Source organism: Xanthomonas arboricola pv. populi (assembly GCF_002939945.1).
In the GTDB taxonomy this organism is placed as follows: domain Bacteria; phylum Pseudomonadota; class Gammaproteobacteria; order Xanthomonadales; family Xanthomonadaceae; genus Xanthomonas; species Xanthomonas arboricola_A.
In genome coordinates, this window is the sequence record NZ_MDEB01000001.1 from 159476 (window position 1) to 183034 (window position 23559).

Genomic DNA, 23559 nt, shown 5'->3' on the forward strand with positions numbered 1-23559 from the left:
ACGATGAGAGCATCATCGATGTGAAGATAGCAATACGGTGGCGATGACAGCGGGATGGCAGCGGACACGCGCCATGCGCGACGACGTCACGTATGGGTCGCTGCAGGTTTTGCAAAGGTCAGGCGCAGGCGAACGCGAATGCCAGCACATCGGCAATCTGCGTGGTGCCGCGCATGGCCATCAACAGCCGGTCCACACCGACTGCCACCCCGGCACAATCGGGCAGTTGCGACAACACCGCCAGCAGGCGCTCATCCACCGGCAGCTGCGGCAATCCGCGCGCCGCACGCACCGCGTTGTCGCGCATGAAACGCGCACGCTGCTCCTGCGCATCGTTGAGCTCGTGATACCCGTTGGCCACCTCGTAGGCGCCCAGATACAGCTCGAAGCGCTCGGCCACCGGCGGGTCGTCGCGGCGGATGCGCGCCAACGCGCATTGGCTGGCCGGCCAGTCGTGCACCACGGTCAGCGTGTCGCTGGCAAAGCCCGGCTGGAGACGATGGGTCATCAGCAGGTCCAGCCAATCGTCGCGGGTCAGGCCCTCTGGATCGATCGCGATATCGTGCAGCGGTGCGCGCAGCGTTGCGATCGGATCGCGCAACGGATCGATGCCCAGCGCCTGCACGAACAGCGCGCGATAGCTCAGCACCCGCACCTGCGCCTGGCGCCCGACCAGCGCAAGCGCGCGGCGCACCAGCGCAACGGTCTCCTGCGCCAGGGCGCGATCGTCCCAGCCCACCCGGTACCACTCGAGCATGCTGAACTCGGGATTGTGGCGGCCGCCGGCTTCGCCATTGCGGAACACCCGCCCCAGCTCATAGCAATCGCCCACCCCGGCCGCCAGCAGGCGCTTGAGCGGATATTCCGGCGAGGTGCGCAACCAGCGCACCGGCGCGCCGGCATCCACATGGCCGCTGAAGCGCGTGCTGAAACTGTCGATGTTCGGCTCGGTATTGCCGGCCTCCGACAGCACCGGCGTCTCCACTTCCAGCACGTCGCGCTCTGCGAAGAAATCGCGGATCAGCGCATTGAGCCGCGCGCGCAGCCGCAGCGCGTCCAGATCGACCTGCACTGTGCTCATGGCTGCTGGCCGTGCTCGCCGAGGAAGGCCAGCAGACGCGCCTCATCCCAGATCTCCACACCCAGCGACTGCGCCTTGTCCAGCTTGGACCCGGCTTCCTCGCCGGCCACCAGAAACGCGGTTTTCTTGGAGACGCTGCCAGCGACCTTGGCGCCCAGCGCCTCCAGGCGCTGCTTGGCCGCATCGCGGGTGAGCGCGGCCAGGGTCCCGGTGATCACCACGGTCTGGCCGTCGAGCGGGCCGGCCTGCAGCGCATCGGCTGCGGGCAGACGCGACAGCACCGTTTCCATCGCCTGCTGCGCGGCGCTTGCCAAGGCCGCATTTTCCGGCCGCTGCAGCCATTGCAGCAGCGACGCCACCACCGGCGCGGGAACGCCGGCCTGCAACAAGGCATCGGACCCTGCGTTGCGCAGCGCATCGAACGAGGCCACCGCGGCCGCCAGTTGCTGCGCACGCACCGGGGTCACCTTGGGAATGTCCATGTCTTCCAGCACGCTGGCAAAGCTCAGCGCCTCGCGCAGCTTGGGCGATGGCGGATGCGCATCGCCGATGCGCACGCCACGCTGCAGCAGGTCGTCGATGGCCTGCTGATTGCCGGGCTGGTCGAGGAAGTGCCCGAGCGAGCGCGCCACCTCGCCGCCGATGTCCGGCACGCGCTTGAACAGCGGCCACGGCAGATGGCGGATCAGTTCCAGATCGCCGAACCACGCCGCCAAGGCCTTGGCGGTGCTCTCGCCGACATGCTCGATGCCCAGCGCGAATAGGAAACGCTCCAGCGTGGTATCGCGCGATTGCGCGATCGCCGCGATCAGGTTTTCCGCCCACTTGGTGGCGATCTTCTTGCGGTTCCAGTCGAACGTCGGCAGGCCGGCGCGCAACAGATCCGCCTGCCAGGTGTGCGGCGCCTCGCGCGCGCCGGCCAGATCCACACCGATGCCGACCACGGTGGTTTCCAGCTGACCGTGCGCACCGCTGGCCAGATGCTCGCGCGCCTCGCGCAAAAACGCATGCGGGCTCTCGGCGGTACTGATCAGGCGCAGTTGCAGCAGCTGGTCCACGTTGAGCAGATACAGATCTGCCACGCCCTGCACCACACCGCTGTCGACCAGCACCTCGATGAATTTTTCGCCCAGGCCGTCGACATCCATCGCGCGGCGCGAGACGAAATGCCGGAACGCTTCCTTGCGCTGTGCAGGGCAGGTCAGCTCGCCGGAGCAGCGCCACACCGCCTCGCCTTCCTCGCGCACGATCTCCGACCCGCATACCGGGCATTGCGTGGGCATCAGCCATGGCTGGGTGCCGGGCGGCCGCTGGTCGGCGACCACGCCGGCCACTTCCGGAATCACATCGCCGGCACGTCGCACGATTACCGTATCGCCCACGCGCACATCCAGCCGCGCGATCTGGTCGGCGTTGTGCAGCGTGGCGTTGGTGACGATCACCCCGGCCACGTGCACCGGCTTCAATCGCGCCACCGGCGTGGCCGCACCGGTGCGGCCGATCTGGATCTCGATCGCCTCCACCGTGGTGGACTGCTCCTGCGCCGGGAATTTATGCGCGATCGCCCAGCGCGGCGCGCGCGCGACAAAGCCCATCTCGCGCTGCCCGGCCAGATCGTCGAGCTTGTAGACCACGCCATCGATATCGAAGCGCAAGCCGTCGCGCGCTTCACCGATGCGTTGGTAGTACCCCAACAGGCCGTCGCTGCCCTGCACCACCTGGACCAGGGCGCTGACCGGGAAACCCCACGCGCGCAACTGCGCCAGGATCGCCGAATGCGTCTGTGGCAACGTACCTTCGCTCACTTCGCCCACGCCGTATGCGAAGAAACTCAGCGGCCGCTGCGCAGTGATGCGCGCATCCAGCTGACGCAGCGAGCCGGCGGCGCCATTGCGCGGATTGGCCAGCACCTTGCCGCCATGCAGACGCATCTGCGCGTTGTAGGTTTCGAAGGCGGCGCGCGGCATGTACACCTCGCCGCGCACCTCAAGTACCTGCGGCCAGCCTTCGCCACGCAGGCGCAGCGGAATCGCCTTGACGGTACGCAGATTGGCGCTGACATCCTCACCGGTGGCGCCGTCGCCCCGCGTTGCGCCCTGCACGAACTCGCCGTTTTCGTAGCGCAGGCTGATCGCCAGGCCATCGAGCTTGGGCTCGGCCGAGAACAGCGGCTGTCTTACCTCCAGCCGCTCGCTGATACGCCGCACGAACTCGGCCACCTCCTCGTCCCTGAAGGCATTGCCCAACGACAGCATCGGCATGGCATGCCGCACTTCGGCAAAGCGCGACGCGGCCAGATGGCCGACGCGCTGGGTCGGCGAATCGGCGCTGGCCAGCTCCGGGTGCGCAGCCTCCAGGGCCTCCAGTTCGCGCATCAGGCGGTCGTAGTCGACGTCGGCCATCTGCGGCTCGTCGAGCACGTGATAGCGGTAGTTGGCGTCCTCGATACGGTGACGCAGGGCGTCGATGCGCTGAGCGGGATCCGGGCTGACAGTCATACGATCGCTGGGCTGGCTCTGGGCCGCCCATTCTAACGGGCCGTGCCGATGTGCAAGTGCCGCCCGACAGCCGACCAAACCGCGCGACAGCGAGCCCGGCAGCGATTTTCCGATAGGCAGACAGGCACAAACCCGCTAGCGTGGCGCCCTCTTTGCCTGCTCGCCTGGAGCTCACCCGTGCCGTTGCCCGTCTCGCGTCGTTCGTTTCTCAGCCTCGCCAGCGTTGGCGTGGCAGTTTCCGCACTGGGCCTGGCCCCTGCGGCCGAGGCAGCCCGCAAGCGCGCGGCTGCGCCGGCCAAGCCCGGTGTGGCGCCGGCAGCGGGCGCTGTGTTTCTCAATCTCAACGAGCATCCGCTTGGCCCCGCACCGGCCGCATTGGATGCCGCAACCCGCTCGCTGGCACGCGCGGGCCGCTATCTGGTCGAGATGGAGCAGGACCTGCGCAATCTGATGACCGGCGAGCTGCAACTGCCCGGCGACCATCTGGCGTTCTTTCCCGGTTCCAGGGACGCATTGCATCGTGCCGGCAGCCTGTTCACCTCGGCACGTGCCGGGCTGGTGGTGGCCGACCCGAGCTTCGACCCGATCGTCGACAGCGCCGCCGCCCGCGGCGTGCCGGTGCGCAAGGTGCCGCTACGGGCCGATGGCGCGCACGACGTCAAGGCGATGGCCAAGGCCGATGCGACCGCCGGCCTGATCTATCTGTGCAATCCTGGCAACGCCAGCGGCGCCATCACCCCGCGCGCCGACATCGAGTGGCTGCTGGCCAACAAGCCGGCCAGCGCGGTGCTGGTGATCGACGAAGCGTATATCCACTACAGCAACGAGCCGTCCGTGGCGGACCTGGTGCGTCAGCGCCAGGACCTGATCGTGCTGCGCAGCTTCTCCAAGCTCTACGGTATGGCCGGCCTGCGCCTGGGCGCGGCGCTGGCGCCGCCGGGGTTGCAGACCAAGCTCGCCAGCCTGGGCAGCAATCCGTTGTCGGTCCCGGCAATGGCTGCCGGCATCGCCAGCCTGCGCGACCCGCAACTGGTGCAGACCCGTCGCACAGAAAATGCTCGCGTGCGCGACGACACCATCGCCTGGCTCAAGACCAAGGGCTACACCTGCCTGCCCACACAGGCCAACTGCTTCCTGCTCGACGTCAAGCGCGACGCCGGCGTGTTCGCCGATTCGATGCAGAAACAAGGCGTCATCGTCGGCCGCAGTTGGCCGATCTGGCCCAAACGCGTGCGCGTGAGCGTCGGCACCGAGGCGGAGATGCTGCGGTTTCGCGAGGCGTTTGCCAAGGCGAAGCGTTGAGCACTAAGCACTGAGTGATAATCCCTTCTCCCCTCGAGAGAAGGTGGCGCGCAGCGCCGGATGAGGGTGCGAGCGAAGCCGCGTGCCGTCCAACTACGCCAGGGCTTCGCCCCGGACCCTCACCGCAACCCCTCTCCCGCAGGAGCGTGGCGTTGATTCCCTCTCCTGCGGGAGAGGGAAATCACCAGCGCGGCGACTTGGTCAGCGGCGGCGCCTGGTGCTGGCGATCGTAGGCGCGCAGCTCGTCGCGGATATGCGCCACGCGTTGACGGCCCAGCGCATTGCGGCTGTCGTCCAGCACCACACCGTCGAGCAGTTCGGCCATGCGCTGCACGGTCGGCAGCATCTTTTCCCAGGCATCCAGCGCGGTCATCGGCGCCGGCAAGGTGAGGAAGAACGCAATCGCCGGGGTCTGCATCTCGCGGATGTTGGCCATGTCGAAGCTGCCGGGCTTGAGGATGCTGGCCATGCTGAAGATCGGCCCGCGCTCCGGATGCCCTTCCACCAGACGGTGAAAGACATTCATGTGACCGAACACCAGCCCGGTCTTCTCGGCAGCGACGACAACGTCTTCGCCGCGCAGGACCTGGCCGGCCTTGGCGGCCACGAACAGCGACACGATCTTGTCGAAATCCTGGTTCGGCCGCTTGCCGACATCGCTGCCGCCGGCCGCATCGGCACCGTCCAGGTTGAGTTCGCTCTGCTCGGCGCCTTCATTGCGCTCGAACGGGTCGCCGTCCACGCCAGGTTCGCCGGAAATCACCGGCTCGCGACGCTCGCGCGGCTGCCCGTCGTCCTTGTCGACCCGGCGCCCTTGCGGCGATTTTTTCGGGCGACCGAACAGGAAAATGGCCGCGACCAGCAGCAGTCCAGCGATCAGGATCCCGATCCGGATCATGGCCATGTCGGACATTCAGCGTGCCTCCGTATAAGAGTGACAGGTGTCGATATTCCGACAAGCATGGCACGTCATGCCGCACCCGCCAAACGTGCGGCTTCTTCCAGGTCCACGCTGACCAGGCGACTGACGCCCGGCTCGCGCATGGTCACGCCGGAGAGCTGACGCGCGGCCTCCATCGTCGCCTTGTTGTGACTGACGAACAGGAACTGCACCTTCTCACTCATTTCCCGCACCATGTTGGCCAGGCGGCCGACATTGGCTTCGTCCAGCGGCGCGTCCACCTCGTCGAGCAGGCAGAACGGCGCGGGATTGAGCTGGAAGATCGCAAACACCAGCGCCACCGCGGTCATCGCCTTCTCGCCACCGGACAGCAGCGAGATGCTGGACACGCGCTTGCCCGGCGGGCGCGCCATGATGGTCACGCCGGTGTCGAGCAGGTCTTCGCCGGTGAGTTCCAAGTACGCATGACCACCGCCGAACAGGCGTGGATACAGCGCCTGGACGCCGGAATTGACCCGGTCGAAGGTGTCCTTGAAGCGGCCGCGGGTTTCGCGATCGATCTTGCGGATCGCTTCTTCCAGCGTCTCCAGTGCGGTGTTGAGATCCAGGTTCTGTGCGTCCAGATATTCCGAACGTTGCGCAGCTTCGCCATACTCCTGGATCGCGGCCAGGTTGACCGGTTCCAGCCGCCGCATGCGCCCGTCGATCTGGCCGACCGCCGCTTCCCACTCGGCCACATTCGCCGCCTCGGGCAGGCCGTTGACGACGTCTTCGAGCACGAAGCCGGCTTTCACCACGGCGGCCGACAGCTGTTCGGCACTGAGCACCAGCGCCTGCTGGTCGAGCTTGCGCTGCGAGATGCGCTCGCGCTGGCCCAGCGCCTGTTCGTCGCGCTGCTGGCGGGTCTGCTCGTAGCTGCGCAGCTCACCATCGATGCTCTCCAGCATGGTGCGCGCTTCGCTCAGGACGCGCTCGGTACGCACACGCTCGCTCAAGGCGGCCTGATGCTCGTGCTCCAGCGTTTCCACCGGCGAGTCGCCGTCGCTGAGCTGGGCGACCAGATCCTCCAGGCGCGTGTCGAGCTGGCCGCGCTGGCTGTCCATGCGCTCCAGCGTCTGGCTCAGGGAGGTGATCTGGGTGCGTTGCGATTCCAGCGTGAGCGCCAATGCGTGCATCGCATCGCGCACGCCACGTGCGGCATCGCGGGCCTGATCGCGCGCATCGGTGAGCTGACGACGTTCGCTCTCCAGGGCCTCACGGGTGCCTTGCAGATCGCCCATCAGGGTCACCGCGTCTTCGAGCTTGGCGCGCGCTTCGCGTGCCTGCTCGCGGCTGGCGTCCAGCGTTTCCAGCAACTGCGACAATTCGTTTTCGATGCGTTCGATGCGCGTGCGCGCGGCATCGACCTTGCCTTGCTGGCTCTGCAGCTGACCGGCCAGTTCGGACACGCTGCGATGCGCCATGTACAACTGGCGCTGCGCATCTTCGCGTTGTTGTTCGGCCGCCAGCAGCTGCTCGCGGAAGCTGCCCAGGCGCTGCTCAAGTTCGGCTTCGCGCTCCTGCAGCGTTTCGATCTGCGCGCGCAGCTCCTGGATCTCGCGCTCGCGCAGCAATGCGCCCTGCTTGGCGGCGCCGGAACGCGATACCCGCACCCAGCCCTCGCCCAGCCGCTCGCCGCTGCGGGTGATGACCGAATCGCCCTCGGGCAGGCTGCGCTGCAGCGTGCGTGCCGCCTCCAGATCCTCGGCCGCGTGCAGGCGCGCGAGCAGGCGACGGATCGCGATCGGCCCCTGCACCTTGGCCGCCAGCGAGGTCGGCGCGAAGCTCGCGCTGTCGCCGACACTGGACACCAGCGCGATGCGGCCATCGCCCAATTCGCCCAGCGCATCGACCAGTTGTTCGGGCGCATCCACCAGCACGCCTTCGATCAACTGCCCCAATGCGCCTTCGACCGCGTTTTCCCAGCCGCTTTCGACCGTGATGCGTTCGCCGACACGTGCCGCAGAATCCAGCCCGCGCGAGGTCAGCCACGCCACCGCCGCGCCCTGCTCCTGGCCGAGTGCGGCCTGCTGCAGGGTTTCCAGCGACGACAGCCGGCCACGCGCGGCCTGCGCCTGCTTGCGCACCTCGGCCAGTTCACCCTGGCTTGCGCGCTGTTGTTCCTGCAACCCGCCGAGCGCGTGCTTGCGCGCTTCGACCTGCTCGGTCAGCCCGTCCAGCGAGGTCTTCTGGGTTTCGTGGCGCAGCTCGATCTGCTCGAACGCCTCGGCCAGCGCGTCCAGATCCAGCCCGGCGCGCTCGTTGACCAGTGCTTCGCGGCGGCGTTCGGCTTCCAGCGACTGGCGGTCGAGATAATCGACGCGCGTGCGCTCCACCTCGCCGGCACGCGAGGCTTCGCCGGTGTCGCGGTTATGGGTTTCCCAACGCTGCTGCCAGTCGGCCAGGCGCGCCTCGGCCTCGCGTAGCGACTCCTGACGGAATTCGTGGTCGTCGCGCAGTTGTTCCAGTTGCGGTTCGGCCGCGTCCACCGCCTCGCGCAGCACCGCCAACCTGGCCGAATCGCCGCTGATGTGCTGGGTCAGCTCCTGCAACTGGCTCTGCGCCTCATCGCGCGCCTTGTGCAGGCGATGCGAGAGTTCGCGCTGATGCTGGATCTGCTGCTCGATGCGCGCCAACGCACCACCGACCTGATACACATCGGCCTGCGCCTTGGCCACCGCTTCGGCGGCTTCCTCGCGACGCGCGCGCCCGGTTTCGATCCGCGCCTCGGCATCGCGCTGTTCGGCGATCAGCTGCTGCAGCCGGGTCTCTTCCTGATTCAATTTTTCGCGCAGACCCTGCAACCGGCCATCCAGGCCGCGGTATTCCAGCGCCTTCCACTCGGCATCCTTGATCCGGCGCTCTTCCTGCAAGGCCTGATACTGCTCGGCCTGGCGCGCCTGGCGCTGCAAATGCGCCAGTTGCTTGGTGATCTCCTCGCGCAGGTCGCCCAGGCGATCGAGGTTCTCGCGGGTATGCCGGATACGCGTCTCGGTTTCCTTGCGGCGCTCCTTGTACTTGGAAATGCCGGCGGCTTCTTCCAGGTACACGCGCAGGTCTTCCGGGCGCGCCTCGATGATCTGGCTGATCATGCCCTGCTCGATGATCGAGTAGCTGCGCGGCCCCAGGCCGGTGCCCAGGAACAGGTCGGTGATGTCGCGGCGCCGGCACTTGGTGCCGTTGAGATAGTAGGCACTGTTGCCGTCGCGGCTGACCAGGCGCTTGACCGAGATCTCGTTGAACGAGGCGAACTCGCCGCTGATGGTGTGATCGGAGTTGTCGAAGATCAGCTCCACCGTCGCCTGCGACACCGGCTTGCGCGCCGAGGAACCGGAGAAGATCACGTCGGTCAACGAGTCGCCGCGCAGGCGGCTGGCCGAACTTTCGCCCATCACCCAGCGCACCGCATCGATGATGTTGGACTTGCCGCAGCCATTGGGACCGACGATGCCGGTCATGTTGGTGGGCAGGTGCAACGTGGTCGGGTCGACGAACGACTTGAAACCGGACAGTTTGATCGTGGACAGGCGCATGGGGCTGAAGGTTCCGGGCACCGCACGGGCGAGGCCGGCAGGCGCTTTTTCCTGTGAAGCCGGCACCTAAGCCCTTGATCCACAAGATCTGTGGGCCGTGGAACCGGCAATGGAGCACGAGTATAGCGGGCCTGCCATCGCTGGCGTGGCCGCAGAAAGACGAAGGGCGCCTAACCAGGCGCCCTTCGGGTACAGCGTACAGCGTGGATCAGGCGTCGGATTCGACGATGACCTTGACCGAGGTTTCCACATCGGCGTGCAGGTGCAGCACAACGTCGTACTCGCCGACATTGCGGAATGCGCCTTCGCCCAGGATCACTTCGCTCTTTTCCAGCGGCAGGCCGGCGGCGGTGAACGCCTCGGCGATGTCGCGCGGACCGACCGAGCCGTACAGCTTGCCCTCGGTCGACGCATGCGCGCCGATGGTGACGCTGGCGCCTTCGAACTTGCCGGCGCGGCTCTGTGCATCGGCCAGGATGGTGTTGGCCTTGGCTTCGTAATCGGCACGCTTGGCTTCGAACGCTTCGACGTTGGCGGCGGTGGCCGGAACGGCCTTGCCCTGCGGCACGAGGAAGTTGCGGCCGTAACCCGGCTTGACGCTGACCTTGTCGCCCAGGCCGCCGAGGTTGGTCACTTTCTGCAGAAGAATCAGATCCATGGTGGTGCTCCGTTATTCGTTAGCGCCGGCGCTTTGGCCGACGCAACGTTTGCTGTCCGAAAAGACGGGATTCGGGAATCGGGATTTGGGAATCGCAAAAGCACGATCAACACCGCATCTCGAATGACCGGCCTCTATATTTTAATAACCCGCACACGGATGTGCGGGCTTTTGTGAGGGACTCACATCAACGACTCGGATTAAACGTCGTGGTTGTCCGTGTACGGGATCAGCGCCAGGAAACGCGAGCGCTTGACGGCCGTAGCCAGCTGACGCTGGTACTTGGACTTGGTACCGGTCACGCGGCTCGGCACGATCTTGCCGTTCTCGGTGAGGTACTGACGCAGGGTGTTGAGATCCTTGTAATCGATCTCCTTGACGCCCTCGGCGGTGAACTTGCAGAACTTGCGACGACGGAAGAACTTGGACATGACAGCGCTCCTTAAGCGGCTTCGGCGTTGTCGCCGTCGGTATCGGTGGCGGCAGGTGCAGCATCGCCCTCATCGTCATCACGACGACGACGCTCGCTACGCTCGGGCTTGTCGCCCTTCTCGTCCTTGCTCTTCATGATCAGCGACTGCTCGGTGTCAGGGCCATCGCGCTTGACGACCAGGTGACGCAGCACCGCATCGTTGAAGCGGAAGCTTTCCACCAGCTCGCTCAGCACGGCCTGGTCGACTTCGATATTGAGCAGCACGTAGTGCGCCTTCACCAGGTTCTGGATCGGGTAGGCCAGCTGACGACGGCCCCAGTCTTCCAGACGGTGGATGGTGCCGTTACCGCCCTCGATCAGCGACTTGTAGCGCTCGATCATGGCCGGGACCTGTTCGCTCTGATCCGGGTGGACCAGGAACACGACTTCGTAATGACGACTCATGTTGTATTACCTTTCGGATGTGGCCACGTGGGCCGGACAGCTCCCCGGTGAACCGCGCGAGGCGGCCGGTGGAGCAAGGATTCCCGCCCGGAACCTGGCAGGAAGCAGGAAAGTATGGCAGTTCAGGCGCTTAGCCGCAACCGGGCGTACTGCCGGGGAGGCTTAAGAGCCCCGCTCCCCTCGGGAGAGGGGTTGGGGTGAGGGTCCGGGGGGCGAAGCCTGCGCAGAATTCGACGACTCATGGCTTCGCTCCGTCCCCTCATCCGCCCTTCGGGCACCTTCTCCCGGTGGGAGAAGGGATAGCGCGCGCCGGCCGGCTCAGCGATGCTCGGCTTCGGTCGTAAAGCTTTCCCCGCACCCGCACTCGGCAGTCGCGTTGGGATTGCGGAAGGTGAAGGTCTCGCTGAGACCGTGCTTGCCGAAATCGATGCAGGTGCCGTCGACCAGCGGCAGGCTGACCGGGTCGACGAAGATACGCACGCCCTCCTGCTCGAATACCGCATCGTTGTCGCGCTTCTCGCGCGCCAGGTCGGTGACATGGCCCCAGCCCGAACAACCGGTCTTGGTCACGCCGAAGCGCAGACCCAGCGTCCCCGGGGTCTGCTGCACGAAACGCTGCACGCGCTCCAGCGCGGCGGGGGTGAGGCTGATGGCCATGGGTGTGCTCCGGAAACGATGGTGGCGAGTATAGCGAGGCTGCGCCAACCGGGGCTGCACCCGCTGATACGACGTGTTCCCCAGATGGGGCCATGTCCAGTCGTCGACAAGCGCGAGCACCGGCAAGCGGTTCAGATGCTCGCGCCAGCGCGCCCGCAGCCAGTAAACTCGCAGACCATTCAAAGTCGCTACGGCGAGGACAAGTCATGACGGTGGTCAGCGTTGAACATGCGCTTGCGGGAAAACTCCCGGAAGGCGGCGAAGTCACGGTACGGGGGTGGGTGCGCACGCTGCGCGGATCTGCCGGACTGGCCTTCATCAACGTGACCGATGGTTCGTGCTTCGCTCCGATCCAGGTGGTGGCCAACGACACCCTGCCCAACTTCGACGAGATCAAGCGCCTGACCAGCGGCTGCTCGCTGATCGCCAAGGGCGTGCTGGTGAAGTCGCAGGGCAAGGGCCAGTCGTTCGAGATCCAGGCCAGTGGCGTGGAGATCGTCGGCTGGGTCGAGGACCCGCTGACCTACCCGATCCAGCCCAAGCCGATGTCGCCGGAGTTCCTGCGCGAAGTGGCGCACCTGCGCCCGCGCACCAACCTGTTCGGCGCGGTCACCCGCATCCGCAACTGTCTGGCGCAGGCGGTGCACCGCTTCTTCCACCAGAACGGCTTCAACTGGATCAGCACCCCGATCATCACCACCTCCGACGCCGAAGGCGCCGGGCAGATGTTCCGCGTCTCCACGCTGGATATGGTCAACCTGCCGCGCGATGCCAGCGGCGCGGTGGATTTCAGCCGCGACTTCTTCGGCAAGGAAACCTTCCTGACCGTGTCCGGCCAGCTCAACGTGGAGGCCTACTGCCTGGCGCTGAGCAAGGTCTACACCTTCGGCCCGACCTTCCGCGCCGAAAACAGCCACACCACGCGCCATCTGGCCGAATTCTGGATGATCGAGCCGGAAATCGCCTTCGCCGATCTGGCCGAAGACGCGCGCCTGGCCGAGCAGTTCCTCAAGTACCTGTTCCGCGCGGTACTCGACGAGCGTGGCGACGATCTGGCGTTCCTGGCCGAGCGCGTGGACAAGAACGCGATCGCCAAACTGGAAGCCTTCATCAATGCCCCGTTCGAGCAGATCGACTACACCGAGGCGGTGAAACTGCTGCAGAACTCGGGCAGGAAGTTCGACTTCCCGGTCGAATGGGGCCTGGACCTGCAGACCGAGCACGAGCGCTGGCTGACCGAAGAACACATCGGCCGCCCGGTGGTGGTGACCAACTACCCTGAGCACATCAAGGCCTTCTACATGCGCCTGAACGACGACGGCAAGACCGTCGCGGCGATGGACGTGCTGGCGCCGGGCATCGGCGAGATCATCGGCGGCAGCCAGCGCGAAGAGCGCCTGGATGTGCTGGATGCACGCATGGCGCAGTTCGGCCTGGATCAGGAGCACTACAGCTGGTACCGCGATTTCCGTCGCTACGGCTCGGTGCCGCATGCCGGCTTCGGCTTAGGGTTCGAGCGCCTGGTGGTCTACGTGTGCGGGCTGAGCAATATCCGCGACGCCATCCCCTACCCGCGCGCGCCGGGCAGTGCCGAGTTCTGATGTGAGCCTGCTGGCCGCCAGCACGCTGCAGTTGCCGGCCTTCACAGTGGCGTTGCCGGGCGCCGGCAGCGCCGGCGTGCGCGGCGTCCGGCTGGCGCAGCTGGCAGCGGCGCATTCGAGTCCAGGTGCCTGGTGGCAGGGCGACACGGCACGCAGGGCGATCATCCATGCCGTGCGTCCGTTATGGTGGACCATCGCTGCGCTGGTGGTCGGCGCAGCACTTCCCCAACGCGCACTGAGGCCGGCGGGCACATGACCCTGTTCTTCGCACTGTGTTTTGTCGGTGTCGCCGTCGCCGGGCTCACCGCCTTGCTGATCTTCTGGCCACTGACGCTGGTGCACCTGCGCGACCGTCATCCCGAGACGCTGGCCAGTTTCGGCGAGCCGGCCTTCATCAGTCCTGCGGGGCTGCGTTGGTTGCTGACGCGGCGCTACCGCAGCCATCGCGACAGTGCGCTGTCCGGCCTGGCCACACCCGCCTGGCTGTCGCTGCTGACCATCTTCTTCGGCCTGGGCATGGCGGCCCTGCTCGGCCTGCTTTCCAAGGTAATGCCATGAATACACAGCAAGACACCGCACAGGACGACCACGATTCGTGGTGGCTGGCCACGATCGGCCGCACGCTGATCTGGGCGCGCTTGCGCGTCAAGCAGGCCGGTACCGCCGAGGTCCTGGACAGCGATGGCAAGATCCTGCCCTACGACAGCGAAGACAGCGCCCGCGCGGCCTTGTTCGATGCCGAATTCGTCGCGCTAGACGGGCTGGACGAAGAAGACGCGCTGATGCGTGGTTTCTCGCTCGACGAGGTGTCGCCGCCACGCGGCGGCGACGATCCGGACCTGCGCGAACGCATGGTGCTGACCCTGGGCGGTCGCGCCTGACATGTACGCCCCACGCACGTTCGCACAGACCGATCTGGCCTTGCTGGACTGGCTGATCGCGCGCGACCCGTTCGTCACCGTGATCAGCCAGGGCGACGACGGGCAGCCGGCGATCTCGCATCTGCCGGTGCTGTACCGACGTCAGGCGCAGGCAGTGATCATCGAAGGCCACTGGGCGCGCCCCAATCCGCAGGCACGCAGCCCAGGCGATGCGGTGATCGTGGTGCAGGGTCCGCACGCCTATGTGTCGCCGAGCTGGTATCTGGACAAGGAAGCGGCCGCACGCGTGCCGACCTGGAATTACGCCGTGGCGCATCTGCATGGACGGTGCGAGCAGGTCAGCGATGAGGCGGAGCTGGGCGATCTGATCGGCCGCACGAGCACGCACTTCGAGAAGCGCGTGGGCAGCGACTGGCTGTTCGAGATGGAGCGCGACAGCCACCGCCGCCAGCTGCGCGGCCTGGTCGGCTTCCGCTTCGTTCCCAGCCGCATCGAGCTGACCTTCAAGCTCAGCCAGAACCACCCGGCCGGTAATGTTGCTGCCGTGAGCGATGCACTGCAGCAACAGGCGTCCACCGACTCCCGCGAGCTGGCGTCGCTGATGCGCGATGCCTTGCAGGCACGCGATGGCGCGGCCTGAGCGGCCCCATACAGCGTCGATTTCAGCATCACTGCCTATCGCTCATCTGTCGATCACACACTGCCCTTCGTCCTCTGGAATACTGCGCGCATGAACGAGCTCAACCATTTGCTTGAAAACAACCGCGCCTGGTCCGAGCGCATCCGTCACGAGGACCCGGAATTCTTCTCCAAGCTGTCCACCCAGCAGACGCCGGAGTATCTGTGGATCGGCTGCTCGGACTCGCGCGTGCCGGCCAACCAGATCATCGACATGGCGCCGGGCGAGGTGTTCGTCCATCGCAATATCGCCAACGTGGTGGTGCACACCGATCTGAACTGCCTGTCGGTGATCCAGTTCGCCGTCGACGTGCTCAAGGTCAAGCACATCCTGGTGGTCGGCCATTACGGCTGCGGCGGCGTGTTTGCCAGCCTGACCCAGAAGCGCATGGGCCTGGTCGACAACTGGATCCGCCACGTCACCGATGTGGCCGACAAGCACGAGGCGTGCCTGCACGACGCGGGCGACCTGCCGGTGCAGCATGCGCGCCTGTGCGAGCTCAACGTGCTCGAGCAGGTGGTCAATGTCTGCCGCACCACCATCGTGCGAGATGCCTGGGACCGCGGCCAGGAACTGTGCGTGCATGGCTGGGTCTACAGCCTGCGCGACGGACGTGCGCACGACCTGGGCATGTCGATCGACCGCCCCGAGCTGCTGCAGGAACGCTACGACGCCGCGCTGACGCAGATCCAGGCCGATCACGCCGAACGCTGAGCCGCACCCGCACACCGTCCCGCCGCGGCGCCCATCGGCGCCGTCGGTTGGCTATGCTGGACGTCTTCTTTGCCGAGGAACGTCGATGCTGGTCCCGCCGATCAACCTGCATGCCTGGATCGAGCAATACCGCCACCTGCTCAAGCCGCCGGTGGGCAATAAATGCATCCAGCAGGACGGCTTCATCATCATGATCGTCGGCGGGCCGAATGCGCGCACCGACTATCACTACGACGAAGGCCCGGAGTGGTTCTTCCAGCTCGAAGGACAGATGGTGCTGAAGGTGCAGGACGCAGGCGTCGCACGCGACATCCCGATCCGCGCCGGCGAGATCTTCCTGCTGCCGCCCAAGGTGCCGCATTCGCCGCAGCGCGCGGCCGGCTCGATCGGCCTGGTGATCGAACGCGAGCGCCTGCCCAACGAGCAGGACGGCCTGCAGTGGTACTGCCCGCAGTGCAATCACAAGCTGTACGAGGCGATGTTTCCGCTGCAGGACATCGAAACCGATTTTCCGCCGGTGTTCGATCATTTCTACCGCTCGCTCGCGCTGCGCACCTGCACCCAGTGCGGGCATCTGCACCCTGCGCCGGAGCGCTATGCCGCTGTCCAGGCATGAGCGGGCCATGGCGCGTGGCACTGCCGGGCACGCGTTGCGCAGGTCTTCGACCGCGTTCGCTCGGCGGCCGGTCGTGTGCGCGTCACGGCGACATCGCAATGCCGCGCAACGCAATGACGATGCAGCTGTCCGCATCGCACTCCGTTTCGACTGTATGCGCGCGCCGCAGCCACGCTGTGCGTCCGCGTTGAACCCCATGCCATGCTGCGCACGCTGATCGACCTCAAACCGCGCGACGTGCCGCTGCGCGTCGCGCTGCGCAATACCGCAGCGGTGGTGCTGCCGCTGGCGGTCGGTGTGGCCACCGGGCACGTCGCCGCCGGCCTGGCCGTGTGTACCGGCGCGCTCAATACCATGTTCACCGACCAGCCCGGCCCGTATCGCGCGCGTCTGCAACGCATGCTGATGGCGGCGCTGGCAGCCGGCCTGGCCGCGTTGCTCGGCATCTGGGTCGGCCACAACACGCCGGCACTGGTGATCGCCGGGCTGCTGCTCGGCCTTGGCGGCGGCTTGCTGGTGGCGCTCGGCCCGGTGGCGGCGCGGGTGGGGTTGACCAGCATGATCCTGCTGGTGGTCAGCGCCGACATGCGCTTGCCGGTGCAGCAGGCAGCGGGCGTGGCGGCGTTGATCTTTGCCGGCGGCCTGCTCCAGGTGGCCCTGGCATTGGCCGCGTGGCCGTTGCAGCGCTATCGCCCGGAGCGCTTCGCGCTGGCCGACCTGATGCGTCAACTGGCCGGCATCGCACGCCAGCGTCCGGAAGCCAGCGCCCCGCCGCCGGCCACCCAGGAAGTGCTCGATGCGATGGTGATGCTGCACGGCGAGCATCGCTCGCGCGCGATCGCCGTGCAGAGCTTCCGCATCATCGCCGAGCTGTGCGAGCGCGTGCGGCTGGAGCTGCTGTCATTGGCCGATGTCGATACCCGCCTGACCGAGTCGCAGGCGCGCCCGGCGATCGAGCGCGTGCTCGAACGCGGCGCCATCGTGCTGGAACAGCTCGCGCATGCGATGACGGTGGGCCAAGACCCGCTCGCCGCCAATGCCTCGATGACCGGCTTCGATGATCTGGTCGCCGCACTGGCGCAGTTCCAGCACGACAACGCCGATACCCGCGAACGCCGGCTGGCGCGTGTGGCGGTGGCGCGTGCGCAAGGCCTGGGCGGCCAGTTGCGCGCCCTGATCCGCAATGCGCATTGGGCCAGCAGCCGTGGCGAAATCCAGGCGCAGCTGGCCGAAGCACGTTTGCCGGCGGCACTCAGGCCCGCGGCGACCTGGGCCACGCTGCGTGCAAATCTGGATCTGTCCTCGGTGGCCTTCCGGCATGCCTTGCGCTGCGGCGTGTGCCTGGCGCTGGCCATCGCCTTCCAGCGCTGGCAGCAGATTCCGCACGGCTTCTGGATTCCGATGACCACCGCCATCGTGCTCAAGCCGGATTTCGGCGGCACTTTCAGCTTCGGCGCCCTGCGCGTGGCCGGCACCTTCGTCGGCCTGCTGGTGGCGACCTTGCTGGCGCATCTGGCGATGGATGGCGCGAGCGTCCGCCTGGCGTTGCTGGCGCTGTTCTGCCTGGGCTTCCGCCTGCTGACGCAGGTGAATTACGGCATCGGCGTTGCGTTTCTGACCGGCATGCTGGTGCTGCTGCTGTCCTTCGAAGGCGTGGCACCGGGCGAGGCCATCGGTGCGCGTCTGCAGGCGACGGTGGCCGGCAGCGCCTGGGCGTTGATCGCCTACGCGCTGTGGCCCACGCGCGAGCGTCGGCATATCCGCGCTTCGCTGGCGCAGCTGCTGACCGCCTACCGCGATCATCTGCGCAATCTTTTGCTCGGCAGGATGGAGGATCTGGGCGATACCCGCGCTGCCGCACGCGTGGCGCGCACCAACGCGCAGGCCTCGATCGAACGCCTGCGCGGCGAGCCACGCAGCCGGCGCAATCTGCACGAGCTCAAACTCGCCGAATCGTTGCTGGCCAACGGCAACCGGCTGATCCGCGCCACCTTGTCGCTGGAAGCGGTACTGCGCGATGGCCATCCATTGCCTGCCCTGGAGGCGCTGCCCGCATTCGCGCAACAGGCCGACCAGGCGCTGTCCGAGCTGATCGCCTGCCTGCTCGACGGCGGCATTCCCGCCGCGGCCACCTTGCGCAGCGCCGAGCGCCAGCTGTCCGATGCGTTGGCGGCCCTGCCCGACGGCTCGCCCGCCACCGCCGCACTGGCCGACACCATCGACCGCATCACCGACAGTATCGGCACGCTGACGCATCTGTTGCGTCCGGCCCGGCCCGCTTCGACCAAAGTCTCTACCGATGCCTCGGCCGATGCCCCGGCCGTGCATGACGGCGCACACGGTGCCGGCGGGTAAACTGCGCCACTGACCTGCGTTGCGAGCCGTGATCATGACCGACCTGCTGTCCCGCGCCCATGCCGTTGCACTGGACGCCGCCGACCTGCTGCGCCACCTGCGCGATGACTTCGTGTTCCCGCAGCATGCCGGCCAGGATCAGACCTATTTCGTCGGCAATTCGCTGGGCCTGCAGCCACGCGCCGCACGCGCGATGGTGGCCGAGGTGCTCGACCAGTGGGGTGCGCTCGCGGTGGAGGGCCACTTCACCGGTCCCACCCAGTGGCTGACCTATCACCAGCTGGTGCGCGATGGCCTGGCCCGGGTAGTCGGCGCGCTGCCGGGCGAAGTGGTGGCGATGAACACGCTGAGCGTCAACCTGCACCTGATGATGGCCAGCTTCTACCGCCCCACGCCCGAGCGTGGCGCGATCCTGATCGAAGCCGGCGCGTTTCCGTCCGACCGCCATGCGGTGGAATCGCAACTGCGCCTGCATGGGCTGGATCCGGCCACGCAGCTGATCGAAGTGCAAGCCGACCAACCCAATGGCACGCTGTCGATGGCGGCGATTGCCGATGCCATCGCCCGGCATGGTCCGCGGCTGGCGCTGGTGCTGTGGCCCGGCATCCAGTACCGCACCGGTCAGGCCTTCGACCTGGGCGAAATCGTGCGGCTGGCACGCGCACAGGGCGCGGCGGTGGGTTTCGATCTGGCGCATGCGGTCGGCAATATCGCGCTGACGCTGCACGACGACGGCGTGGATTTCGCGGTGTGGTGCCACTACAAATACCTCAACGCCGGCCCCGGCGCGGTGGGGGGCTGTTTCGTGCACGAACGCCATGCCAACAGCAACCTGCCCCGCATGGCCGGTTGGTGGGGACATGAGCAGCAGAGCCGCTTCCGCATGGATCCGCAGTTCGTGCCCTCGCCCGGCGCCGAAGGCTGGCAGCTGAGCAATCCGCCGGTGCTGGCGCTGGCGCCGCTGCGTGCGTCGCTGGAGCTGTTCGATCAGGCCGGCATGGCGGCGCTGCGTGCCAAGTCCGAACAGCTGACCGGGCATCTGGAACAGCTGATCCACGCCCGTGTGCCGCAGGTGCTGCAGATTGTCACCCCGGCCGAGCCGGCGCAGCGTGGCTGCCAGCTGTCGTTGCGGGTGGCCGGCGGCCGCGCGCAGGGGCGCTCGCTGTTCGAGTACCTGCAGTCGGCGGGTGTGCTCGGCGATTGGCGCGAACCGGACGTGATCCGCATCGCACCGGTGCCGCTGTACAACCGCTTCTGCGACCTGCACCAGTTGGTCGAGCACGTGGAAACCTGGGCCGCCGCCTGAGCGCGTACGGCACAGACTGTGCCAGCGAACAGCGCCGCGCGTGAGCCGGAACCGGCACCCGCGCACGTACACTCCGAACCCGCACCTGGCCGGCCACGGCAGGTGCCGCTGCCAGCCACTCTCCTTCCTCCCTCTTGGCCGGCACTCGCGTCCGGCCGCTGCCGGATACCGCATTGAGCGCAGTCTCTCCCCGTTCCCTGACCCTGATCGGCGCTGGCCTGGCCGGTTGCCTGCTGGCCATCCTGTTGTCGCGTCGCGGCTGGCAGGTCACCGTCTACGAGCGCCGTGGCGACCCGCGCATCAAGGGCTACGAGTCCGGCCGCTCGATCAATCTGGCGCTGGCCGAACGCGGCCGCCATGCACTGCGCCAGGCCGGTGCCGACAACGCGGTGATGGCCAAGGCGGTGATGATGCGCGGGCGCATGGTGCATCCGCTGCACGCGCAGCCGCAGCTGCAGCGTTACGGGCGCGACGACAGCGAAGTGATCTGGTCGATCCACCGCGCCGCATTGAACGTCGCGCTGCTGGATCTGGCCGAACAGGCCGGTGCCCGCGTGCATTTCTATCGCCGCCTGCACACGGTGGACTTCGACGCCGGCTACGCGCGCTTCATCGACGACCGCGACGACCAGCCGCACGAAATCCATTTCCAGAGCCTGATCGGCAGCGATGGCGCCGGCTCGGCATTGCGCGCAGCGATGCAGCGCAAATCGCCGCTGGGCGAGCGCACCGCATTCCTCGATCACTCCTACAAGGAGCTGGAAATTCCGCCGCTGCCCGGCGGCGGGTTCCGCATCGAAGGCAACGCGCTGCACATCTGGCCGCGCGGGCGCTACATGTGCATTGCGCTGCCCAACGACGGCGGCACCTTCACCGTCACGCTGTTTCTGCCCAATGCCGGCGAGCCCAGTTTTGCCACCACGCGTACCGGCGACGAAGCGCTCGCCTTGTTCGCGCGTGATTTTCCCGATGCCTTGCCGCTGATTCCGCAACTCAAGGAGCATTGGGAAGAGCATCCGCCCGGCCTGCTCGGTACCCTCACGCTGGACCGCTGGCATCTGGGCGGCCGCGCATTGCTGATCGGCGACGCCGCGCACGCGATGGTGCCCTTCCACGGCCAGGGCATGAATTGCGCGTTCGAAGATTGCGTGGCGCTGGCTGAGCAGCTGGACGCGCACGACGATCTGGAAGCCGCGTTCGCCGCGTTCCAGGCCGCACGCCGCGACGACGCCGCAGCGATCCAGCAGATGGCGCTGGAGAATTACCTGGAAATGCGTGACCGCGTCGACGATCCCGACTTCCTGCTGCAGCGCGCGCTCGAACAGCAGCTGCAGGCACGCTGGCCCACCCGTTTCGTGCCGCATTACACGATGGTGACCTTCCTGCGCACGCGCTACTCGATCGCCCTGGCGCGCAGCGAGATCCAGCGCCAGATCCTGGTCGAGGCCACGCGCGGGCACAGCGACCTGTCGCGCATCGACTGGGCGGCGCTGGAAGCGGTCGTGCATGCGCGCCTGCAGCCGCTGGAAGGCGCGCACTGATCCACCTGCACAGGCCGGCGTCAGCGGGCCGGCGCGCGAATAAGAGATACTAGGCAGCACTGGCGGCGCCCTCCGCAGCGCGCCGCGGACCTGGATTTCATACGGCATGCCTGACAGCTTTCTCTTCTACGACCTGGAAACCTTCGGCCAGGATCCGCGCCGCACGCGCATCGCGCAGTTCGCCGCGGTGCGCACCGATGCGCAGCTGCGCGTGATCGAAGAACCGATCAGTTTCTACGTGCAGCCGGCCGACGACCTGCTGCCCTCCCCGTACGCGACCATGGTCACCGGCATCACCCCGCAGCACGCGCTGCGCGAAGGCGTAAGCGAGGCCGAAGCGTTCGCGCGCATCTGCGAGCAGATGAGCCGGCCGCAGACCTGCACGCTGGGCTACAACTCGATCCGCTTCGACGACGAGTTCGTGCGCTGCGGACTATTCCGCAATTTCTACGACCCGTACGAGCGCGAGTGGCGCGGCGGCAATTCGCGCTGGGACCTGCTCGACGTGTTGCGGCTGGTGCATGCGCTGCGCCCGGACGGCATCGTCTGGCCGCAGCGCGAAGACGGCGCCACCTCGTTCAAGCTCGAACACCTGGCCGATGCCAACGCAGTGCGCGAAGGCGATGCGCACGAGGCGCTGTCAGACGTGTACGCCACCATCGGCATGGCGCGCAAGTTCCAGCAGCATCAACCCAAGCTATGGGATTATGCGCTGCGTCTGCGCGACAAGCGCTTTGCGGCGACGCTGCTGGACGTCATCGGCATGCAGCCGGTGCTGCATGTCTCGCAGCGCTATCCCGCCTCGCGCATGTGCGCTGCCGCAGTGCTGCCGTTGACGCGCCATCCGCGTATCGACAGCCGCGTGATCGTGTTCGATCTGGAAGGCGACCCTGAAGTGCTGTTGCGCTTGAGCCCCGACGAGATCGCCGACCGGCTGTATATCCGCGCCGCCGACCTGCCCGAAGGCGAGCAGCGCATTCCGCTCAAGGAAGTGCACGTGAACAAGTCGCCGGCGCTGGTGGCCTGGCAGCATCTGCGCGCGGCGGATTTCCAGCGCCTGGGCATCGACCCGGACGCGGTGCTGGCCAAGGCTGCACGCCTGCGCGCGCTCGGCCCCGAACTGGCCGAAAAGGTGCGTCAGGTCTACGGCAACGAGCGCGCTGCGGCACCGGCGGTCAACGATGCCGATGCCTCGCTGTATGACGGCTTCCTGGCCGAAGGCGACAAGCGCCTGCTGGCGCAGGTGCGCGCCAGTGCACCGGCCGAGCTGGGCGCGCTGGAAGCGCGCTTTCGCGATCCGCGCCTGGTCGAGTTGCTGTTTCGCTACCGCGCGCGCAACTGGCCGCAGACCTTGTCGTTCGACGAGCAGGAACGCTGGAACGTCTACCGCCGCCAACGCCTGCTCGAAGACCGTGGCCTGGGCGAGGTCACGCTCGACCAGTTCCATGCGCAGATCGCGGATTTACGGCTTGCTCACCCGGACGATGCTACCAAGCAGTCCTTGCTCGACCAGCTCGCCGCCTGGGGTTTGGACCTCCAACGCACGCTATGACCACCTATTTTTCCGATGCCAGCTTCAAGTTCCTGCGCGCCCTGGCCCGCCACAACGACAAGACCTGGTTCAACGATCACCGGCATCAGTACGAGGCGCACGTGCGCCAGCCGTTCCTGCAGCTGATTACCGACCTGCAGCCCGCGGTGGCGCAGGTCAGCGAGCATTATCGCGCCGATCCCAAGACCCAGGGCGGCTCGCTGTTTCGTATCTACCGCGATGCGCGTTTTTCCAACGACAAATCGCCATACAAGAACTGGCAAGGCGCGCGCCTGTTCCATGAGCGCCGCCGCCAGGTGCCGGCGCCGTCGTTCTACATCCATCTGCAGCCGGGCGAGAGTTTCGTGGGTGCAGGGCTGTGGCACCCGGAGCCGGACACCCAGCGCAAGCTGCGCCAGTTCATCTTCGACAATCCCGCCAACTGGAAAGCGGCCGCCTACGAGCCAAAACTACGCCGCAAATTCGCGTTGGACGACAGCGAGAAACTCGTGCGTGCGCCGCGCGGCTTTCCCAACGATTTCGCCTTCATCGACGACCTCAAGCATCGCAACTGGGCGTATCTGCGTCATCTCGACGATGCCATCATGACCGGCCCGCGCCTGCGTCAGACCATCGAAGCGGACCTGGTGGTGCTGGCGCCGTTCGTCGATTATCTGTGCGCCGCGCTGGATCTGGAATTTTGATGCATCGCACGGCGCCGGCAGCAATCGACGCGGCGCCGGCGATCGGCACACCGAAGCGGTCCATCGCTGCGTGGCGCCGTGCACC

21 protein-coding genes are annotated in these 23559 nt (G+C 66.9%); 13 read left to right on the forward strand and 8 right to left on the reverse strand.

What is annotated here, in order from left to right; all coding sequences use genetic code 11:
* Nucleotides 1–118: 118 nt before the first annotated feature.
* Both epmA and ligA read right to left on the reverse strand, forming a co-directional pair.
* Nucleotides 119–1081 carry an EF-P lysine aminoacylase EpmA gene (gene epmA / locus XaplCFBP3123_RS00740; protein WP_104532382.1) on the reverse strand — a complete coding sequence of 321 codons (963 nt, stop codon included), beginning with the start codon at nucleotides 1079–1081 and terminating at the stop codon, nucleotides 119–121.
* Nucleotides 1078–3579 (reverse strand): NAD-dependent DNA ligase LigA, encoded by a 2502-nt coding sequence (gene ligA, locus XaplCFBP3123_RS00745; RefSeq protein ID WP_104532383.1) that lies wholly within the window; start codon nucleotides 3577–3579, stop codon nucleotides 1078–1080. Before ligA ends, epmA begins: the two co-directional genes overlap by 4 nt.
* Before the next feature lie 177 nt (nucleotides 3580–3756).
* Between ligA and XaplCFBP3123_RS00750 the strand changes: the two genes are divergently transcribed.
* On the forward strand, nucleotides 3757–4881 hold the full coding sequence (locus XaplCFBP3123_RS00750; protein WP_104532384.1) for a pyridoxal phosphate-dependent aminotransferase: 1125 nt from the start codon (nucleotides 3757–3759) through the stop codon (nucleotides 4879–4881).
* Nucleotides 4882–5062: 181 nt separating this feature from the next.
* Here the strand turns inward: XaplCFBP3123_RS00750 and zipA are convergent, their stop codons facing one another.
* The 6 genes from zipA to XaplCFBP3123_RS00785 form a co-directional block, all read right to left on the reverse strand.
* On the reverse strand, nucleotides 5063–5794 hold the full coding sequence (gene zipA / locus XaplCFBP3123_RS00755; RefSeq protein WP_104532385.1) for a cell division protein ZipA: 732 nt from the start codon (nucleotides 5792–5794) through the stop codon (nucleotides 5063–5065).
* Nucleotides 5795–5850: 56 nt separating this feature from the next.
* Entirely contained in the window at nucleotides 5851–9354 is a 3504-nt protein-coding gene (gene smc, locus XaplCFBP3123_RS00760; protein ID WP_104532386.1) for a chromosome segregation protein SMC, read from the reverse strand.
* Between the two features lie 208 nt (nucleotides 9355–9562).
* Nucleotides 9563–10012: a 50S ribosomal protein L9 gene (gene rplI, locus XaplCFBP3123_RS00765; protein WP_016904199.1), complete on the reverse strand. Its 450-nt coding sequence runs from the start codon at nucleotides 10010–10012 to the stop codon at nucleotides 9563–9565.
* A gap of 200 nt (nucleotides 10013–10212) precedes the next feature.
* Nucleotides 10213–10443 carry a 30S ribosomal protein S18 gene (rpsR, locus tag XaplCFBP3123_RS00770; RefSeq protein ID WP_005991243.1) on the reverse strand — a complete coding sequence of 77 codons (231 nt, stop codon included), beginning with the start codon at nucleotides 10441–10443 and terminating at the stop codon, nucleotides 10213–10215.
* An 11-nt stretch (nucleotides 10444–10454) separates the two neighbouring features.
* Nucleotides 10455–10889 carry a 30S ribosomal protein S6 gene (rpsF, locus tag XaplCFBP3123_RS00775; RefSeq protein WP_006451585.1) on the reverse strand — a complete coding sequence of 145 codons (435 nt, stop codon included), beginning with the start codon at nucleotides 10887–10889 and terminating at the stop codon, nucleotides 10455–10457.
* Nucleotides 10890–11207: 318 nt separating this feature from the next.
* The gene (locus XaplCFBP3123_RS00785; RefSeq protein WP_104532387.1) at nucleotides 11208–11546 is read right to left on the reverse strand and encodes a HesB/IscA family protein; all 339 of its coding nucleotides are present in this window, start codon (nucleotides 11544–11546) and stop codon (nucleotides 11208–11210) included.
* A 206-nt stretch (nucleotides 11547–11752) separates the two neighbouring features.
* Between XaplCFBP3123_RS00785 and asnS the strand changes: the two genes are divergently transcribed.
* From asnS to XaplCFBP3123_RS00850, 12 genes are all read left to right on the forward strand, one after another.
* Nucleotides 11753–13147 (forward strand): asparagine--tRNA ligase, encoded by a 1395-nt coding sequence (gene asnS, locus XaplCFBP3123_RS00795; protein ID WP_104532389.1) that lies wholly within the window; start codon nucleotides 11753–11755, stop codon nucleotides 13145–13147.
* A 1-nt stretch (nucleotide 13148) separates the two neighbouring features.
* Entirely contained in the window at nucleotides 13149–13403 is a 255-nt protein-coding gene (locus XaplCFBP3123_RS00800) for a hypothetical protein (RefSeq protein ID WP_104532390.1), read from the forward strand.
* On the forward strand, nucleotides 13400–13705 hold the full coding sequence (locus XaplCFBP3123_RS00805) for a hypothetical protein (protein WP_104532391.1): 306 nt from the start codon (nucleotides 13400–13402) through the stop codon (nucleotides 13703–13705). The genes XaplCFBP3123_RS00800 and XaplCFBP3123_RS00805 overlap by 4 nt, the downstream gene beginning before the upstream one ends.
* Entirely contained in the window at nucleotides 13702–14028 is a 327-nt protein-coding gene (locus XaplCFBP3123_RS00810; RefSeq protein WP_104532392.1) for a hypothetical protein, read from the forward strand. The genes XaplCFBP3123_RS00805 and XaplCFBP3123_RS00810 overlap by 4 nt, the downstream gene beginning before the upstream one ends.
* Before the next feature lies 1 nt (nucleotide 14029).
* Nucleotides 14030–14668 (forward strand): FMN-binding negative transcriptional regulator, encoded by a 639-nt coding sequence (locus XaplCFBP3123_RS00815; RefSeq protein WP_104532393.1) that lies wholly within the window; start codon nucleotides 14030–14032, stop codon nucleotides 14666–14668.
* Nucleotides 14669–14758: 90 nt separating this feature from the next.
* The gene (can, locus tag XaplCFBP3123_RS00820; protein ID WP_104532394.1) at nucleotides 14759–15421 is read left to right on the forward strand and encodes a carbonate dehydratase; all 663 of its coding nucleotides are present in this window, start codon (nucleotides 14759–14761) and stop codon (nucleotides 15419–15421) included.
* A gap of 85 nt (nucleotides 15422–15506) precedes the next feature.
* Nucleotides 15507–16037: a 3-hydroxyanthranilate 3,4-dioxygenase gene (locus tag XaplCFBP3123_RS00825; RefSeq protein ID WP_104532395.1), complete on the forward strand. Its 531-nt coding sequence runs from the start codon at nucleotides 15507–15509 to the stop codon at nucleotides 16035–16037.
* A gap of 150 nt (nucleotides 16038–16187) precedes the next feature.
* Nucleotides 16188–18392, forward strand: a complete 2205-nt coding sequence (locus XaplCFBP3123_RS00830; RefSeq protein WP_429001611.1) for an FUSC family protein — start codon at nucleotides 16188–16190, stop codon at nucleotides 18390–18392.
* A gap of 34 nt (nucleotides 18393–18426) precedes the next feature.
* Entirely contained in the window at nucleotides 18427–19698 is a 1272-nt protein-coding gene (kynU, locus tag XaplCFBP3123_RS00835; RefSeq protein ID WP_104533220.1) for a kynureninase, read from the forward strand.
* Between the two features lie 173 nt (nucleotides 19699–19871).
* The gene (locus tag XaplCFBP3123_RS00840; protein ID WP_104533221.1) at nucleotides 19872–21239 is read left to right on the forward strand and encodes an FAD-dependent oxidoreductase; all 1368 of its coding nucleotides are present in this window, start codon (nucleotides 19872–19874) and stop codon (nucleotides 21237–21239) included.
* A gap of 106 nt (nucleotides 21240–21345) precedes the next feature.
* A complete protein-coding gene (gene sbcB, locus XaplCFBP3123_RS00845) occupies nucleotides 21346–22791 on the forward strand; it encodes an exodeoxyribonuclease I (RefSeq protein ID WP_104532397.1) in 1446 nt (481 codons plus the stop codon).
* On the forward strand, nucleotides 22788–23474 hold the full coding sequence (locus XaplCFBP3123_RS00850; RefSeq protein WP_104532398.1) for a DUF2461 domain-containing protein: 687 nt from the start codon (nucleotides 22788–22790) through the stop codon (nucleotides 23472–23474). Before sbcB ends, XaplCFBP3123_RS00850 begins: the two co-directional genes overlap by 4 nt.
* The last annotated feature ends 85 nt before the right edge of the window (nucleotides 23475–23559 follow it).